At 69.6% G+C, this 16,267-nt stretch carries 16 protein-coding genes; 5 read left to right on the plus strand and 11 right to left on the minus strand.

Annotated features, from left to right (window positions below):
* Nucleotides 1–18: 18 nt before the first annotated feature.
* Complete coding sequence (locus ACFVRO_RS16235) at nt 19–1,146, minus strand: SseB family protein (protein ID WP_386954160.1); 1,128 nt, start codon at nt 1,144–1,146, stop codon at nt 19–21.
* A 143-nt stretch (nt 1,147–1,289) separates the two neighbouring features.
* Nucleotides 1,290–3,767, minus strand: coding sequence for an ATP-dependent helicase (locus tag ACFVRO_RS16240; RefSeq protein WP_386954163.1), 2,478 nt, complete (start codon nt 3,765–3,767; stop codon nt 1,290–1,292).
* Nucleotides 3,768–3,900: 133 nt separating this feature from the next.
* Between ACFVRO_RS16240 and ACFVRO_RS16245 the strand changes: the two genes are divergently transcribed.
* Complete coding sequence (locus ACFVRO_RS16245) at nt 3,901–4,299, plus strand: YccF domain-containing protein (RefSeq protein ID WP_341939998.1); 399 nt, start codon at nt 3,901–3,903, stop codon at nt 4,297–4,299.
* Nucleotides 4,300–4,320: 21 nt separating this feature from the next.
* Nucleotides 4,321–4,782: a hemerythrin domain-containing protein gene (locus ACFVRO_RS16250; RefSeq protein ID WP_386954166.1), complete on the plus strand. Its 462-nt coding sequence runs from the start codon at nt 4,321–4,323 to the stop codon at nt 4,780–4,782.
* Between the two features lie 11 nt (nt 4,783–4,793).
* Here ACFVRO_RS16250 and ACFVRO_RS16255 read toward each other — a convergent pair whose 3' ends face one another.
* Nucleotides 4,794–5,780 carry a glycerophosphodiester phosphodiesterase family protein gene (locus ACFVRO_RS16255; protein ID WP_386954169.1) on the minus strand — a complete coding sequence of 329 codons (987 nt, stop codon included), beginning with the start codon at nt 5,778–5,780 and terminating at the stop codon, nt 4,794–4,796.
* 87 nt (nt 5,781–5,867) lie between these two features.
* Here ACFVRO_RS16255 and ACFVRO_RS16260 point away from each other — a divergent pair, with 87 nt between their 5' ends.
* Together ACFVRO_RS16260 and ACFVRO_RS16265 are read left to right on the plus strand one after the other, a co-directional pair.
* Nucleotides 5,868–6,791, plus strand: coding sequence for a Bax inhibitor-1/YccA family protein (locus ACFVRO_RS16260; protein ID WP_386954172.1), 924 nt, complete (start codon nt 5,868–5,870; stop codon nt 6,789–6,791).
* A 162-nt stretch (nt 6,792–6,953) separates the two neighbouring features.
* A complete protein-coding gene (locus ACFVRO_RS16265; RefSeq protein ID WP_223586936.1) occupies nt 6,954–7,226 on the plus strand; it encodes a GlsB/YeaQ/YmgE family stress response membrane protein in 273 nt (90 codons plus the stop codon).
* Nucleotides 7,227–7,288: 62 nt separating this feature from the next.
* Here ACFVRO_RS16265 and ACFVRO_RS16270 read toward each other — a convergent pair whose 3' ends face one another.
* Both ACFVRO_RS16270 and ACFVRO_RS16275 read right to left on the minus strand, forming a co-directional pair.
* The gene (locus tag ACFVRO_RS16270; protein ID WP_386954175.1) at nt 7,289–8,572 is read right to left on the minus strand and encodes an RNA polymerase sigma factor; all 1,284 of its coding nucleotides are present in this window, start codon (nt 8,570–8,572) and stop codon (nt 7,289–7,291) included.
* Nucleotides 8,573–8,591: 19 nt separating this feature from the next.
* Nucleotides 8,592–9,020, minus strand: coding sequence for a YciI family protein (locus ACFVRO_RS16275; RefSeq protein WP_105672789.1), 429 nt, complete (start codon nt 9,018–9,020; stop codon nt 8,592–8,594).
* A gap of 131 nt (nt 9,021–9,151) precedes the next feature.
* Here ACFVRO_RS16275 and ACFVRO_RS16280 point away from each other — a divergent pair, with 131 nt between their 5' ends.
* Complete coding sequence (locus tag ACFVRO_RS16280; RefSeq protein ID WP_386954177.1) at nt 9,152–9,826, plus strand: DNA alkylation repair protein; 675 nt, start codon at nt 9,152–9,154, stop codon at nt 9,824–9,826.
* A gap of 91 nt (nt 9,827–9,917) precedes the next feature.
* Here ACFVRO_RS16280 and guaA read toward each other — a convergent pair whose 3' ends face one another.
* The 6 genes from guaA to ACFVRO_RS16310 form a co-directional block, all read right to left on the minus strand.
* The gene (guaA, locus tag ACFVRO_RS16285) at nt 9,918–11,504 is read right to left on the minus strand and encodes a glutamine-hydrolyzing GMP synthase (RefSeq protein ID WP_105672735.1); all 1,587 of its coding nucleotides are present in this window, start codon (nt 11,502–11,504) and stop codon (nt 9,918–9,920) included.
* The gene (locus tag ACFVRO_RS16290; RefSeq protein ID WP_223586938.1) at nt 11,501–12,007 is read right to left on the minus strand and encodes a DUF3817 domain-containing protein; all 507 of its coding nucleotides are present in this window, start codon (nt 12,005–12,007) and stop codon (nt 11,501–11,503) included. Before ACFVRO_RS16290 ends, guaA begins: the two co-directional genes overlap by 4 nt.
* Before the next feature lie 115 nt (nt 12,008–12,122).
* A complete protein-coding gene (locus ACFVRO_RS16295; RefSeq protein ID WP_386954179.1) occupies nt 12,123–12,392 on the minus strand; it encodes an HPr family phosphocarrier protein in 270 nt (89 codons plus the stop codon).
* 35 nt (nt 12,393–12,427) lie between these two features.
* Nucleotides 12,428–14,446 (minus strand): fructose-specific PTS transporter subunit EIIC, encoded by a 2,019-nt coding sequence (locus ACFVRO_RS16300; protein ID WP_386954181.1) that lies wholly within the window; start codon nt 14,444–14,446, stop codon nt 12,428–12,430.
* Between the two features lie 24 nt (nt 14,447–14,470).
* Complete coding sequence (locus ACFVRO_RS16305; RefSeq protein ID WP_386954184.1) at nt 14,471–15,412, minus strand: 1-phosphofructokinase family hexose kinase; 942 nt, start codon at nt 15,410–15,412, stop codon at nt 14,471–14,473.
* Nucleotides 15,409–16,203, minus strand: a complete 795-nt coding sequence (locus tag ACFVRO_RS16310) for a DeoR/GlpR family DNA-binding transcription regulator (protein WP_386954186.1) — start codon at nt 16,201–16,203, stop codon at nt 15,409–15,411. Before ACFVRO_RS16310 ends, ACFVRO_RS16305 begins: the two co-directional genes overlap by 4 nt.
* Nucleotides 16,204–16,267 lie beyond the last annotated feature (64 nt).

Raw genomic sequence — 16,267 nt, forward strand, 5'->3', positions numbered from 1 at the left:
GCGCGAAAGCCCCGCCCGTCAGGACTCGATGTCGACCCCGAGCACCAGCACCGGGGCGAGCGCGTCACGCTCGACGAGAAGGGTCGGTCCCGCCGGATCGACGATCACTCCGGCCATCTCGGCGTGCCCCGTGAGCACCTTGGCGAGCTGCGTGGGCTCGAACGGGAGCGGGCGGTCGCCTCGTCCCATCGCGATGACCTCGAGCGGGTGCGAGAACAGCTGGAGGAACCTCTTGCCGTCGGGCGTCTGCGCCTCGGCGATGCCCACGGGCGTCCCGTTGCTGCCGTCGTTGACGGCGACCCACATGCGCGTGGAGGCGAGAGCCTCGGCGACCCTGGCCGCGGAGTCCTGCTCGCGCGGGGCCGCGAGGATCGTCTTGACGGTCATCTCGGGGTCGCCCTGCTCGAGTGCCTTCTGCAGCAGCTCGGTCGGGAAGACGACGCGATGCGGCGCGGAGGCGTTGTCGACGATGAGACCGGCGAAGTCGCCAGCCACGACCTGCTGCAGCACGGAGGTGACGGGCTGGGCGACCGCAGTGGTCGCGGCCGGATCGGCCTCGAGCTGCACCGAGTCGCGCACGGCACCGGCCGAGCTGAACGCGAGCATGAACTGACGGTCACCGTCGCGCACCACGGCGACGGACAGCGGCTTCCCCTCGCTGATCTGCGCACGGGCATCGCCGTTGACGCGGATGTACAGGTGCCCCTGCAGCGCCTGACGCATCACGCCGAGCAGCTGATCGTTCGACGCGCCCTGCTCGATCTCCTTGAGAGCGTCGCGGAGGAGGACGTTATCCTTCATGCCGGCGACGGTCTCGGTCTGCTCCGGGGGCAGCGCAGGAGCGAGCGGAAGACGACGTTCCTGAGGATCGGGCAGCGCTGCCGGGGGTGCGGACTGCGTCGGAGCAGGAGCGACCGGGGCGGCAGGCGCGGGAGCGGCGGGCTCGTCCAGGGACACCTCGGGGCCGGCCTCGGCCCCCACTCCGCGGAACGCCTGCACCGAGATGCCGATCGTCGGGGCGGGAGCGGCCTCGACCGGGGCGACGGACTCGGCGCCGGTCGACTCGGATTCGACGTTCTCGGAGGAGATGTCGGATGCCGGGACTGCAGCGTCAGCGGACTTCTTGCGGCGGGAGAACAGGGCCATAATGTGCCAGCCTAACCGGCGACGACGGCGGTTCCGTGCGCAGGACCCGCCGTTCGGGGTCGGCTCTCAGCATCCGCTCCCCGCACTCCTCGTCGCGCGGGCCGCAGCGCCGCGCCTCCTCGGCGCCGGAGCGTCGATGCGGCTCAGATCTTCTCGATCGGCGCGACCTTGATCAGGAGCTTCTTCTGCCCGGCGGTGTCGAAGCGCACGTGGGCGATGCGCTTCGCGCCCTCGCCGGTCACGGCATCCACACGCCCCTCGCCGAAATCGCTGTGGCGGATGCGGTCTCCGGCCGTCAGCTCGAGATCCCCGTTGTCGCGCATCTTCGCGGTGACCCGGTTGGGGAACTTGTCCATCGCGGTGGAGAGCGGCGTGAGCGAGTCGCGACCGGGGAGCGGCTTCACCGCGAACCTGTCGTTCGAACCGGCTCCGCCGAATCCGCCGGAGCCGCCGAACCCGCCGGAGCCCGAGCGGCGCGCGTTCAGCGCGCGCGACTGCATGCCGCCGCGCGAGTTCACGTCTCCCGGCGACTGGCGCCAGTCGATGAGCCCCGCGGGGATCTCCTGCAGGAAGCGACTGGGCATGGCGACCGAGACCTCGCCGAACTGCGCCCTCGTCATCGCGAGGGAGAGATGCAGGCGCTTGCGGGCACGCGTGATGCCCACGTAGAAGAGCCGCCGCTCCTCCTGCGGGCCTCCGGGCTCCCCAGCCGAGATGCGATGAGGGATCAGATCCTCCTCGACGCCTGTGACGAACACCGCGTCGTACTCGAGGCCCTTCGCCGTGTGCATCGTCATCATCGACACCGAGCCCGACTCGTCGTCGAGGTCGTCGGCGTCCGAGACGAGCGCCACCTCGGTGAGGAAGTCGACGATCGTGCCCTCGGGGTTGTTGCGCGCGAAGTCGCGGGCGACAGCCACGAACTCGTCGAGGTTCTCGACGCGCGCCTCGTCTTGAGGATCGCGGCTGGCGCGCAGCGCATCGAGGTAGCCGCTCTTCGACAGCAGCACGCTGAGGCCGTCGGCGACCGTGGTCGGCGCGGGCACCTCGCCCGTCGCGGGAAGCATGATCTCGGTCGCCTCAGCGAGCACGGCGTCGAGCTGGGCGATCGCCGCCTGGATCTTCGGCCCGAAGCCGAGCTGGTCGGGCACGGACAGCGCCTGCCGGAACGTGATGCCGTGCTCCTCGGCGAAGCGCGCGATGGCGGTCTCGGTGACGTCGCCGATGCCGCGACGCGGCTTGTTGAGGATGCGTCGGACCGCCATCTCGTCTGCCGGATTCGCGACGGCCACGAGGTACGCCAGCGCGTCCTTGATCTCGGCGCGCTCGTAGAACTTGGTGCCGCCCATGATCTTGTAGGGCACGGCCGAGCGGATGAAGATCTCCTCCAGCGCACGGGACTGCGAGTTGGTGCGGTAGAAGACCGCCATCTCGGAGTACGGGTAGCCCGCACGACGCAGCGCCTCGACCTCGTCGGCGACGAACTGAGCCTCGTCGTGCTGCGAGTAGCCGGTGAAGCCGATGATCTTGTCGCCGTCGCCCTTGTCGCTCCAGAGCTTCTTGTCCTTGCGGTCGAAGTTGTTGCCGATGACGGCGTTCGCGGCCGAGAGGATGTTCTGCGTCGAACGGTAGTTCTGCTCGAGGAGAACGACGCGGGCCCCGGGGAAGTCGCGCTCGAACTCGCTGATGTTGCGGATGTCGGCACCGCGGAAGGCGTAGATCGACTGGTCGGAGTCGCCGACCACGGTGAGCGAGGCGCCATCGAGCTCCGGTGTCGTCTCCGGCTCGAAGATCATCATGCCGTTCGAGGCATACGGGTCGGGGGCGTCGCCCGAGACGGGGCGGGTGAGCTCGTGGATCAGTGCGTACTGGGCGTGGTTGGTGTCCTGGTACTCGTCGACGAGGATGTGCCGGAAGCGCCGGCGATAGGTGTCGGCGACCTGCGGGAACGCCCGGAACAGGTAGACGGTCTGCCCGATGAGGTCGTCGAAGTCGAACGCGTTCGCCTTCTGCAGCTGGCGCTGGTAGTCGGCAAACAGCTCGACGAAGACGCGCTCTGCGGGGTCGCTCATGTTGGCCTGCCGCGCGTACGCCTCGGCATCGGACAGCTCGTTCTTGAGCTTCGAGATGCGCGACTGCACAGATCCCGGGGTCATGCCGTAGGCATCGGCCTCGTGCTCCTTGACCAGGCGCTTGATGAGCGCGCGCGAGTCACCGGAGTCGTAGATGGTGAACGACTTCGTGAAGCCGAACTGCTCGGCCTCGCGCCGGAGGATGCGCACGCAGGCGGAGTGGAACGTGGAGATCCACATTCCCCGGGCCGCATCTCCGACGATCGCCTGGACGCGCTCGCGCATCTCGCCGGCGGCCTTGTTGGTGAAGGTGATCGCGAGGATCTGGCTCGGCCATGCCTCTCGGGCGCGCAGCAGGGAGGCGATGCGACGGGTGAGCACGCTCGTCTTGCCCGACCCCGCCCCCGCGACGATGAGCAGCGCGGGGCCGCGATAGGTGACGGCCTCGAGCTGCTGGGGGTTGAGTCCGGCGAGGAGGTCGTCCTGCCCCTCCGCCCCAGTGGAGCGGGGGCCGACGGATCCGGGGACGATGAGAGGTGCTTCGGTCATGGCCTTATGAGTCTAGGCGTCGCCACCGACACCGCAGACGGGCGCTGGCCGTCCGTCGACTCGCACGATCCCGCGTCGCCCCGGGGGACGTGCGGGCATCGGAGGTTCAGGCCGCGAGTGCGAGAATCGAGCGGTGCGCACGATCCTGAACGTCATCTGGCTGATCTTCGCCGGCTTCGCCCTCTGGCTGGGCTACATGCTCGCCGGCATCCTGCTGTGCATACCGATCGTGACGATCCCGTGGGCGATCGCGTCCTTCCGCATCGCGGGCTACGCGATCTGGCCGTTCGGTCGAGAGGTCGTGAGCAAGCCCACCGCGGGCGTCGGATCCTTCCTCGGCAATGTGCTCTGGGTGATCCTCGCCGGCTGGTGGCTCGCCATCGGGCACATCGTCTCTGGCATCGCCCTGTGCATCACGATCATCGGCATCCCGATGGGGATCGCCGACTTCAAGATGGTCCCCGTGTCGCTGATGCCGCTGGGCAAGGAGATCGTCTCGACGAAGAAGGGCGCGTTCGACCGGACGCTGTGAGACGCGCCTAGACTGGCGCGGATGGATGCCGACCGCCTGATCGCCTGGGACGCGGAGCTCCGCAGCGCCCACGCTCGGCTCCGCGCGGCGCTCGCGGCCACGCGGGAAGCTCTCGATGCGGGAACAGCGGCGCCGGATGCGGCATCCGACCTCCTGCTGTACTGCATCGGCTTCTGCTCGGCGCTGGACGGCCACCATCGGGCGGAGGATCGGAGCCTGTTCCCCGCCCTGCGCGAGGAGCACCCCCGGCTGGGCGGCATGATCGACAAGCTCATGCAGGACCACTCGATGCTCACCCACCTGCTCGCCGGGCTCCGGCACGCGGTCGAGAGCGGCGAGAGCCCCGACTCGATCTCCCGTCATCTCGACGGCGTCGGCGCGATCATGGAGTCGCACTTCCGGTTCGAGGAGCGCGAGATCCTCGAACCGCTGCGCACGATGCGCCTCGACGCAGACGTCGCAGACGTGCTCGGCCCCCTCTGAGCCGCCGTCCGTCAGCTGCGGAAGAAGCTCACGCCGAGATCGGGGTGGTCGACGAAGACGCCGTCGACGCCGGTCTCGGCGATCACCCGCCACTCCGACTCGTAGTCGCCGTACGCGCCCTTGCCGCCGCTCCCCCGGTACTCCGCCGCGAGGAACGCGTTCTCTGGTCGACAGGTCCAGGTGAAGACCTTGAGGCCCCGCGCGTGCGCGTCGGCCACGATCGTGTTGCCGCGGACGAGCAGCATCTTCTTGCTCACGCTCACGCCGTCGACCCGGCCCACGAGGGCGTCGAGGCCCTGAGGGGTCACCGTCGACGCGTAGGTCGGGGCCTGCTTCCCCTGCGCGACCAGGAGGTCGTACGGACGCCCCGCGGCCTCGATCAGGTAGACGTACGAGGCCGGGATGCCGCGCTCGCGCAGCTCGCCGAGGATCGTCGACTCGAAGCACTCGATCACGAGAGGCAGCTCGCCATCGGCCCAGCCCGCGGCACGGAGGTCGCGTGCGATGAGAGGGGCGAGATCGATCCCGATGCTCGCGAAGTAGGTCGCGTGCTTGACCTCCAGCACGACGCCGATCTCCCGGCCGTGCTCGACCGAGCCCTCGCGTACGAGATCCAGCACGTCGACGAGCCGGAGGATCCCCTGCGCGTCGTCGAAGCTCGCGCTCGAGACGCGCATCGCGGGAAGGCGTTCGCGCGTACGCAGCACCGACAGCTCCTCCCACGTGAAGTCCTCGGTGAACCAGCCCGTCAGCGCCTGCCCGTCGACCCGCTTGGTCGTCTTCCGGTCGGCGAACTCCGGATGCAGCGCCACATCGGTCGTGCCCGAGATCTCGTTCTCGTGACGGACGACCAGCACGCCGTCCTTGGTGGCGACGACGTCGGGCTCGACGGCATCCACCCCCATGGCGAGCGCGAGCTCGTAGGAGGAGCGGCTGTGCTCCGGACGGTAGCCGGGCGCACCTCGGTGCCCGATGACGAGAGGGGATTTCCTGGGCACGCTCTCAGCGTAGAACACCCAGGTGACGCGCCCATCCGGGTATCGTGGAGGGAAGCGACCTACAACCACTTCGGAGTGAGGCCCACCATGAGTAATTTCGCATTCAACAATCCGGCGTTCCAGCAGCAGGATCCGCGCAACGTCGCGACCTACCCCGGGGCACCGCAGGCGGCTCAGGGTGCTCAGGCCGCCTCGTTCCAGCAGGCCGGTGTCGACGCCGCGGTCAACGCGCAGCTGGAGGGCATGTACGCCGCTCCCCCGGCCGGCGCGATCGAGACCGACCGCATGTCGGTCGAGGACACGGTGTGGAAGACCGCCGGTCTCTTCGGCATCCTCCTCGTCACCGCCGCGATCGGCTGGGTGTTCACGCTCGGCGGCATCGCCGCGCCCGAGCGCGACCCGTACAACGGCTTCGCGCCGAACATGCTCCCCTGGATCATCGGCGCGCTCGGCGGCTTCGTGCTCGCCATGGTCATCACGTTCACCTCGCGCAAGAAGGTCCGCCCCGCGCTGATCTTCGCCTACGCGGTGTTCGAGGGCCTCTTCATCGGCGGCATCTCGGCGTTCTTCGAGGTGCTGTGGCCCGGCATCGTCATGCAGGCCACGCTCGCGACCGTCTCGGTCGTCGCGGTGACGCTGGCCCTCTTCGCGAGCGGCAAGATCCGCGCCTCGGCGAAGATGACGAAGATCGTCATGATCGCGATGATCGGCTACCTCGTCTTCTCGCTGCTGAACGTCGTCCTGATGTGGACCAACGTGCTCCCCGAGGGCCAGGCCTTCGGACTCCTCAGCGCGAAGGTCGCCGGCATCCCGCTCGGTCTGATCATCGGCGTCCTCGTCGTCTTCATGGCGGCGTACTCGCTCGTGCTCGACTTCGACCAGATCCAGCAGGGCGTCCGCAACGGCGCTCCCCGCAAGTACGGCTGGCTCGGCGCCTTCGGCATCATGGTCACGGTCGTCTGGCTGTACGTCGAGATCCTGCGGATGATCGCGATCGCGCGCAGCAACTAGACGCAGAACACGCTCGTCCGAAGAGGCCCGTCCCCCTGGGGGCGGGCCTCTTCGCACACTCCAGCGGTCCTGCGCAAGGGGGTGTCGCAGAAACCCGGATGGGCGGATGGTGGTGTCTACGAGCCCTGGCACCCCGGGGCTCCTGACACAAAGGAGCTGACCATGAGCTTTCTCGGCTTTCTTCTTCTCGGCCTCATCGCCGGAGCCATCGCGAAGCTGATCCTTCCCGGCCGTCAGGGCGGAGGATGGTTCATCACCCTTCTTCTCGGCGTCGTGGGAGCGCTGCTCGGCGGTTGGCTCGGCAGCCTGATCCTCAACCGTCCGCTCACCGAGTTCTGGGACCTGGGCACGTGGCTGCTCGCGATCGCCGGCTCGATCATCGTGCTGCTGATCTACGGCCTCGTGGCCGGACGTGGACGTGCTGTCCGCGACTGACCCGCGCTGATACATACGCCCGTCCCCTTCGAAAGCCGAGGCTGTCGAAGGGGGCGGGTCTTTCAGTCTCCGGCGGCCTTTGACTGCAGCAGCGCCCGCTCGCGATCGTTGCCGGCGAGGGAGGCGGCCGTCGCGAACTCGCTCCGCGCCTCCTCGGTACGGCCGAGCCGCAGCAGCAGCTCGCCGCGGGTGGCGGGCAGGAGGTGGTATCCGCGCAGGGCACCCGACTCCGCGATCCGGTCGATGATCCGGAGAGCGGATGCCGGCCCCGTCGCCATCGCGACGGCTGCGGCGCGATTCAGCTCGACGACCGGTGAGGGCGCCAGCCGCCCCAGGGCCTCGTAGAGCACGACGATGCTCTCCCAGTCGGTCTCCTCGACGGAGGGCGCGACCGCATGGCGCTCGGCGATCGCCGCCTGCAGCCCGTAGGCGCTGCGTCCGCCTCCCCGCGCATCGGCGGCGGCGAGAGCGGCGCGTCCGCGCGCGATGCGTCCGCGATCCCAGCGAGACCTGTCCTGATCGGCCAGCAGCACGGGATCCCCGTTCGCGTCGATGCGCGCAGGGAACCGGGCCGCTGTGAGCTCCATGAGCGCCAGAAGGGCGTGCACGTCGCGCTCGCGCGGCATGAGAGCGGCGAGCACGCGGGTGAGCCTGATCGCCTCCACGCTGAGCTCCGGACGCATCCAGTCGGATCCGCTCGACGCCGCATGCCCCTCGTTGAAGATCAGGTACAGCACGCCCAGGATGCCCCCGAGCCGCGCCGCATGCTCCTCCCGCGACGGCATCTCGAAAGGGACGTTCGCCGCTGCCAGCGTCTTCTTCGCGCGCACGATCCGCTGCTGCACGGTCGCCGTGGGCACGAGGAAGGCGCGTGCGATCTCCTCGCTCGACAGGCCGCCCACCACCCGCAGTGTCAGCGCGACCTGCGCCTCCCTCGACAGCACGGGGTGGCAGGAGATGAAGATCAGGCGCAGCACGTCGTCATCGACGGCATCCGGGTCCCAGGGCAGCGCGTCGGCCGCCTCCCCCTGTTCGCGCTCCAGGTCGTGAGCGAGCACGGCGATGCGGTCGTCCAGCCGCTCGCGCCGACGCCAGCCGTCGATCGCCTTGCGCTTGGCGACCGCGGTGAGCCAGGCGGCGCCGTTGCGCGGCACGCCCTCGACCGGCCACTGCGCGAGCGCGTCGAGCAGCGCCTCCTGCGCGAGGTCCTCCGCGAGACCGAAGTCTCCGACCAGACGCGACAGCGTCGCGACGATCTTCGCCGACTCGATGCGCCACACGGCCGCGACGGCGCGCTCCGCCGCTCCCCTGTCGGGTGCGGAGCGCGCCATCGCCTCACCGGTCATCGTCGGCATCCCGCCCGGTTCAGGCCTCGGCGGCCTTGGCGGCGGCGTCCTCGATCCACTGCTTCTCCTTCTGCACCCACTCGTTGTCCTGGGGGAAGTCCTCGACACCGTGGATGCGACGGATCTCCAGCTTCGAGCCGGGGCCGAGGGGGCAGCGCTTCGCCCACTCCACGGCCTCCTCCTTGGACGAGACCTCGAGGATCCAGAAGCCGTTGAACAGCTCCTTCGTCTCGCCGTAGGGGCCGTCGGTGACGAGGGGCGGCTCGCTGGAGAAGTCGACGACGACGCCCTCAGCGGCGTCCGTCAGACCGTCGCCGCCCGCCATGACGCCGGCCTTGATGAGCGACTCGTTGTAGCGCCCCATCGACTCGATCATCTCTTCGAACGGGATCTCCTTCGACGCCTCGAGTGCCTCGTCGGTCGCGCGCATGATGAGCATGTACTTCATGATGTTCTCCTTGATCGTGGGGCCGTCTCTCGACCCTCTCATTGAAGACGTCGAACGGGAACGCATCGGATCGACATCCTCGCGAAAAAAAGTTCCCGAGATCCGTCGCAGGTCCGCTCTAGACTCGCTCCGTGACCGCCGCAGACCTCGTCGACAGCATCCGCCAGGCCCTCCGCGAGGGCGCGGATCCCACGATCGCGCCCGGTCAGCAGGCGTACATGAAGTCATCCATGCCGTTCCTCGGCGTGAAGGTGCCGCAGGCGCGAAGGATCGCGCGACAGGCCGCCCGCGGACGGAAGGATGCTGCGGAGCTCCGTGCCGCCGCGCTGGAGCTGTGGCGCGGGGCGACGCACCGCGAGGAGCGCTACGCCGCGACCGAGATCATGGGGCTGCGTCCGCTGCGCGGGCGGCTGGACATGCTCGACGTGCACGAGGAGATGATCCGCACCGGCGCCTGGTGGGACCACGTGGACGAGGTCTCGCACCGGCTGGCGGAGACGCTGGACGCCCACCCGGAGGACCTCACGCCCGTGCTCGTCGCCTGGGCGCGCGACGAGGACTTCTGGGTGCGACGTGCCAGCATCATCTCCCAGCTCGGACGGCGGGTCGACACCGACCTCGCGCTGCTGGTGAGCGCGATCCAGCCGAACATCGCCGACACGGAGTTCTTCATCCGCAAGGCGATCGGCTGGGCCCTGCGCGAGTACGCGAAGACCGACCCGGAGTGGGTGCGCACATTCGTCGCCGCGCACGAGGGCGAGCTCAGCGGGCTCTCGCGGCGCGAGGCGATGAAGCACCTGGGCTGAGCCGCGCCGCCCGCAGCGCCCGGGGACGCGAAAGGGCACGGACCGCGATGGTCCGTGCCCTTTCGACGTCAGGCGAGTGGGAGCGACGGCGTCACTCCCACTCGATGGTCCCCGGCGGCTTGGAGGTCACGTCGAGGACGACGCGGTTGACGTCGCGCACCCCGTTGGTGATGCGGTTCGAGATCTTCGCCAGCACGTCGTACGGCAGGCGCGTCCAGTCGGCGGTCATCGCGTCTTCGCTCGACACGGGACGCAGCACGATCGGGTGGCCGTAGGTGCGGCCGTCGCCCTGCACGCCCACGGAGCGGACGTCGGCGAGCAGCACCACGGGGCACTGCCAGATCTCCTGGTCGAGGCCGGCCTTGGTGAGCTCCTCGCGCGCGATGGCATCGGCCTCGCGCAGGATCTCCAGGCGGTCCTTCGTCACCTCGCCGATGATGCGGATGCCGAGCCCGGGGCCGGGGAACGGCTGGCGGCCGACGATCGCCTCGGGGATGCCGAGCTCGCGGCCGATGGCGCGGACCTCGTCCTTGAACAGCGCCCGCAGGGGTTCGATCAGCTCGAAGTCGAGGTCGTCGGGGAGCCCGCCCACGTTGTGGTGCGACTTGATGTTCGCGGTGCCCGCGCCGCCGCCGGACTCGACGACGTCGGGGTACAGCGTGCCCTGCACGAGGAACTTGACCGGAGCGCCGCCCGCGGCCTTGGCCTCGGCGACGAGGTCGAGCTGCACCTTCTCGAACGCCCGGATGAACTCGCGCCCGATGATCTTGCGCTTCTCCTCCGGGTCGGTCACACCCTCGAGGTGGCCGAGGAACGTGTCGGCCGCGTCGACCGTGATGAGGCGGACGCCCGTGGACTCGACGTAGTCCTTCTCGACCTGCTCGCGCTCGCCCTTGCGGAGGAGGCCGTGGTCGACGAACACAGCGGTGAGCTGGTCGCCGATGGCCTTGTGCACGAGGGCCGTGGAGACGGCGGAGTCGACGCCGCCGGAGAGGGCGGAGATGACGCGGGCGTCACCGACCTGCTCGCGGATGCGCTCGATCTGCTCGGCGATCACGTTGCCGCTGTTCCAGTCGGAGGCGAGACCCGCGCCCTTGTGTAGGAAGTTCTCCAGCACGCGCTGACCGTGGTCGGAGTGCTTGACCTCGGGGTGCCACTGCACGCCGTAGAAGCGACGCTCCTCGTTCGCGAAGGCCGCGACCTTGGTGGCGGACGTGGTGGCGAGGACCTCGAAGCCCTCGGGGGCCGTGGCGACCTGGTCGCCGTGGCTCATCCACACGTTCTGCTCGGCAGGCTGGCCGCCGAGCAGCGTGCCGCCGTCGCCGGAGATGACGGCATCCGTCGCGCCGTACTCGCGCAGGCCGGTGTTCGCGACCTCGCCGCCGAGGGTCTGCGCCATGTACTGGAAGCCGTAGCAGATGCCGAGGGTCGGCACCCCGAGGTCGAAGACCGCGGGGTCGAGGCGCGGGGCGCCCTCCTCGTACACCGACGACGGGCCGCCGGAGAGGATGATCGCGACCGGGTTCTTGGCGGCGATCTCCTCAGCGGTGGCCGTGTGCGGCACGATCTCGCTGTAGACGCCGGCCTCGCGGACTCGACGGGCGATCAGCTGCGCGTACTGCGCGCCGAAGTCGACCACAAGCGCTGGACGCTGCTGGGTCTCGGATTGTTCGGTCAACGGACACCTTCCGGGGAGGGGCGGGAATCGGGGTCTGCGGGGAGCGCATCGGGCTCCGGCTGCGCGGTCGCGGCCTCCCTGGTGGAGAGGTACGTCTTCACCTCGCGGGCGACGATGCCCTCCATGAAGAACGACAGCAGCGGGATGACGCCGCCGAGCGCCAGGGTGATGAAGCGCAGGAACGGCCAGCGCATCAGGCTCCACATGCGGAAGCACGCGAAGAGGTAGACGACGTAGAACCAGCCGTGGGCGACGAGGATGCCGAGGGAGAGGTTGAGGCCGTCGCCCGTCGACTCGAGGCCGTCCGGCCCCTCGACCACCGGCGCGAACCAGAGGAAGCCGCCCCTTCCGCCCGCGAAGAGCTCGAGGTGGATCGGCGTGTACTTGAGCACCATCTCCGTGACCAGCAGGAGCAGCATGACTCCGGTGATGATCGACGCGATCTGATAGAACTTCAGCGCACCGCGGATCGCCGGAAAACTGGCGACTTTCGGTTCTGGCATGGAGTCCAGTCTAGCCGGGCCGGGATCGCATCCGTTCCGGTGCTCGGGCACCCTGCGCTGCGGACGGCGAGGCGCGACCACGGCCGCCGGGGCTTCCCGGCGGCCGTCGTCATGCTCACTCCGCGTCGAGATCCGTCTCGAGCAGGGCGACGAGCTCGTCGAGCGCCTGCTCAGCGCCCTCGGCGTCGGATCGCAGGGTCACGACGGCGCCCTTCGAGGCTCCGAGTCCCATCAGCGCGAGGATGCTGCCGGCGTTGAGCTCGGCCCCGCCCGCGCGGGAGATGGTGATCGGGATGCCCTTCTCCTGCACCGCCGACACGAAGAGCTTGGCGGGGCGGGCGTGCAGCCCTGAGCTGCTGGCGATGGTGGCCTGACGTTCGGTCATGTCTGTTCTCCTTCGATGCGGTGTCTGGTGCGTGATCAGGCGGCGACGGTGACGGGGTCTCCCGCGCCGACGAACCTCTTCAGGGCGACGATGGCGAGCGCGCTCACGATGGTCCCCGCGGCGAGAGCGAGGAGGAAGCCCCAGATCGGATTGATCGCGAAGAACACGAAGATGCCGCCGTGCGGGGCCAGCGACTGCACGCTGAACACCATGCTGAGCGCACCGGTGACGGCCCCGCCGAGCATGGATGCGGGGATCACACGCAGCGGATCGGCGGCGGCGAACGGGATCGCGCCCTCGCTGATGAAGGAGGCGCCCAGCAGCCATGCGGCGACGCCGTTCTCACGCTCGACCGTCGTGAACCGGCGACGGGCCAGCACCGTGGAGGCGAGGGCCATCGCCAGCGGCGGGACCATGCCCGAGCACATGACGGCGGCCATGATCAGGTACGGCGCGGGGTTGTCCGAGGACGCGGAGGCGAGACCGGCCGTCGCGAACGCGTAGGCGACCTTGTTCACCGGTCCGCCGAGGTCGAAGCACATCATGAGACCGAGGATCACGCCGACGAGCACGATGCCCGAGGTGCCGGCGAGTCCCGTCAGCCACTCGTTCAGGATCTGCATGAGCCCCGCGATCGGTCGACCGAGGAACAGCAGCATCAGGCCGGACGCGACGATCGAGGCGAGCAGCGGGATGATCACGACCGGCATGAGGCCGCGCAGCCATCTCGGCGCGTCGATGCGCCCGATCGCCCAGGCGATGAACCCGGCGAGCAGACCGCCGACGATGCCGCCGATGAAGCCGGCGTTCATGAGCACCGCGATGGCGCCGGCGACGAAACCGGGGGCGATGCCCGGCCGGTCGGCGATCGCGAAGGCGATGTATCCGGCGAGCGCCGAGACGAGGAACCCCATCGACGTGGCGCCGATGACGAAGAGGACCGACCCGATGTACTGGCCGAGGCCGCCGTCGGGCAGCGCCCACAGCGCGTTGCCGAGCACGATGTCGAACGCCTGATCGTCTTTGTTGACGTTGAACCCGCCGAGGAAGGGCAGGAAGCTCAGCGCGATCAGCAGTCCGCCTGCGGCGACGAACGGGATCATGTAGCTGACGCCGGTGAGCAGGATGCGCCTGATCCGCGACCCCATCGACTGCGCCTGCGCGGGCGCGGCAGCGGACGACGACGCCGCGGCTCCCGACACCCGGGCGGCCGACGGATCCTTCGACGCGGCGATCGCCTCGGCGATCAGGCGTGCCGGCTCCTCGATGCCCCTCTTCACCCCGGAGCGCACCACGGGCTTGCCGGCGAACCGCTCCTGGGCGCGCACGTCGACGTCGACCGCGAAGATGACGGCATCCGCATCGTCGATCACGCTCTGCGGCAGGGCCTTGTACCCGCTCGATCCCTGCGGCTCCACCACGAGGTCGATGCCTTCCGCTCGCCCCGCCGCAGTGAGGGCGTCGGCGGCCATGAAGGTGTGGGCGATGCCCGTCGCGCACGCCGTCACCGCGACGATGCGGGCGCGACGCGGTGCACCGTCTGCGGCGAGCGCTCCCGCCGATTCGGACGGTGCGACGGCGGCGGATGCCTCGGGCTGCGGCTCATCGCTGATCGCCGTGGACACGATCGTCACGACCTCCTCGGCGGAGCGAGCCGCGCGCAGGGCACCGGTGAACTCCTCCTGCATGAGGCTCCGTGCGAGCTTCGACAGCATCGCGAGATGCGCCTCGGCGGCCGTGTCCGGCGCGGCGATGAGGAAGACGAGATCGGCCGGCCCGTCAGGGGCGCCGAAGTCGACTCCCGGCGCGAGACGAGCGAAGGCGAGGGTCGGGATCGTCACCGACGCGCTCTTCGCGTGCGGGATGGCGATGCCGCCGGGCAGACCCGTCTCGTCCTTCTCCTCCCTCGCCCAGGCGTCGTCGAAGAGCCCCTGCGCGCTGTTCGCGCGGCCCTGTGCGGCGACGCGCTCGGCGAGAGCGCGGATGACGGCGGACTTGTCGGCGCCGAGGGCCGCATCGATGCTGACCAGCTCGGCGGTGATGGTGTCGGACATGATGACCTCCAGTGGTCGTCAGGGTTACAGAGAGCGGACGATGATGTCGTCGTCGCCGAGATCGGCGGATGACGGCACCTGGGTGCCCGGAAGGGATGCCGCTGCCGCCCCGTAGCGGATCGCGGAGCGCAGACGATCGGCCGGCTGCTCGCCTGCCAGGTCCGCGAGAAGGTAGCCGGCGAGGGAGCTGTCTCCCGCGCCGACCGTGCTCACGACACGGATGCGCGGAGCCGCGGCGCACCAGGCGCCGTCTGCCGTCACCAGGACGGCGCCGGCCCCGCCGAGCGTGACGAGCGCCGCCGCGACGCGACCGGGGACGATCCCCCGCGCCACCGCGGCGACCGCGCCGTCGAGGTCGTTCTGATCGATCGGCCCCCCGACGAGATCGGCGAGCTCCTCGTCGTTGGGTTTGATGAGGTCGACGGCGGCATGCTCCACGACGTTGCGCAGAGCGGGACCGGAGGCGTCGACGGCGACCTTCGGAGCGCGCGTTCCCCATCGATCCCGCACCGCGCGGACGACGTCCGCATAGAACATGTCGTCGAGCGCGTCAGGGAGCGACCCCGCGAGCACCAGCCAGTCCGCATCGGCGCTGGTCTCGACCACGGCGGAGAGCATCGCGTCGGCGTCGGCCACGGCGAGAGGGGCGCCGGGGAGGTTCAGCTTCGTCGTGACGCCGGCGGGATCGGTGATCGCCAGATTCGTGCGGGCGAGCCGTTCGACGGGGACGGGGCGCACCGCGAGGCCCGCGGCGTTGAGCGTGGCGCGGAAGGGATCGTCGGCAGCCAGCGGGAGCACCGCACGCGTCCTGACGCCTGCCGCCGAGACGACCCGGGAGACGTTGATCCCCTTGCCGCCGGCGTCTTCCCGGGCGGACGCAGCGGTCTGCACCTCTCCGGGGCGCAGCGCGTCGCGGAGGGTGATCGTGCGATCCAGCGCCGGGTTGACGGTGAGCGTGACGATCATGCGACCCAGACCTCGACTCCGGCCTCGGCCAGCGCCTCCGAGAGCTCGGGTGACGGCTCGGCATCCGTCACGAGGATGTCGATGTCGCTCAGCGCGGCGAACGTGACGAGCAGCTCCCTGTCGTGCTTGCTCGAGTCCGCGACGACGACGACCTTCCGTGCCGATCGGACGATGGCCGCCTTCACGGAGGCCTCGTCGGGGTCGGGCGTGCTCAGCCCGAATCCCGCGGAGATGCCGTTCGCACCGACGAAGGCGACGTCAGGGCGGAGACGGCCGATCGCGCCGACGGTCTCGGCGCCGACGGCCGCCGCGGTGATCCCCCGGATGCGACCGCCGATGACGGTGAGGGACATCCCCTCCGCCGCCGCGAGGACGGGCGCGATCGTGAGAGAGTGCGTCACCACTTCGATGCGCTCGTCTCCGGCTGATGCGAGAGCGCTGCGCGCCGACAGGGCGTCCGCGACGGTCGCGGTCGTGGTGCCGGCGTCGATGAAGACGGAACCGCGGAAGCCGCTCCCCAGGGCGGAGAGGGCACGGGCGGCGATGGCCTGCTTGGCCGCTCCATGCCGGTGCGTCCTCTCGAGCACCGTCGGCTCGTCGATGCTGTCGGCATCCCGTGCGACGGCTCCCCCGTGCACGCGGACGAGGGCGCCGGCGTCTTCGAGTGCTCCCAGATCGCGACGGATCGTCTCAGTCGTGACATCGAAGCGCTGCGCGAGCTCGATGACGGCGACACGGCCCTCGTCGAGCAGAATGCGCTCGATCAGCTGCTGACGCTCCAGTGCATACATTGCAGACTCCGTTGTTGAGGGAAGATTCCCACACGATACAACAGAGAACAATACAAACACAATG

The sequence above is a fragment of the Microbacterium sp. NPDC057944 genome (genome assembly GCF_042887445.1).
Taxonomy (GTDB): Bacteria; Actinomycetota; Actinomycetes; order Actinomycetales; family Microbacteriaceae; genus Microbacterium; species Microbacterium natoriense.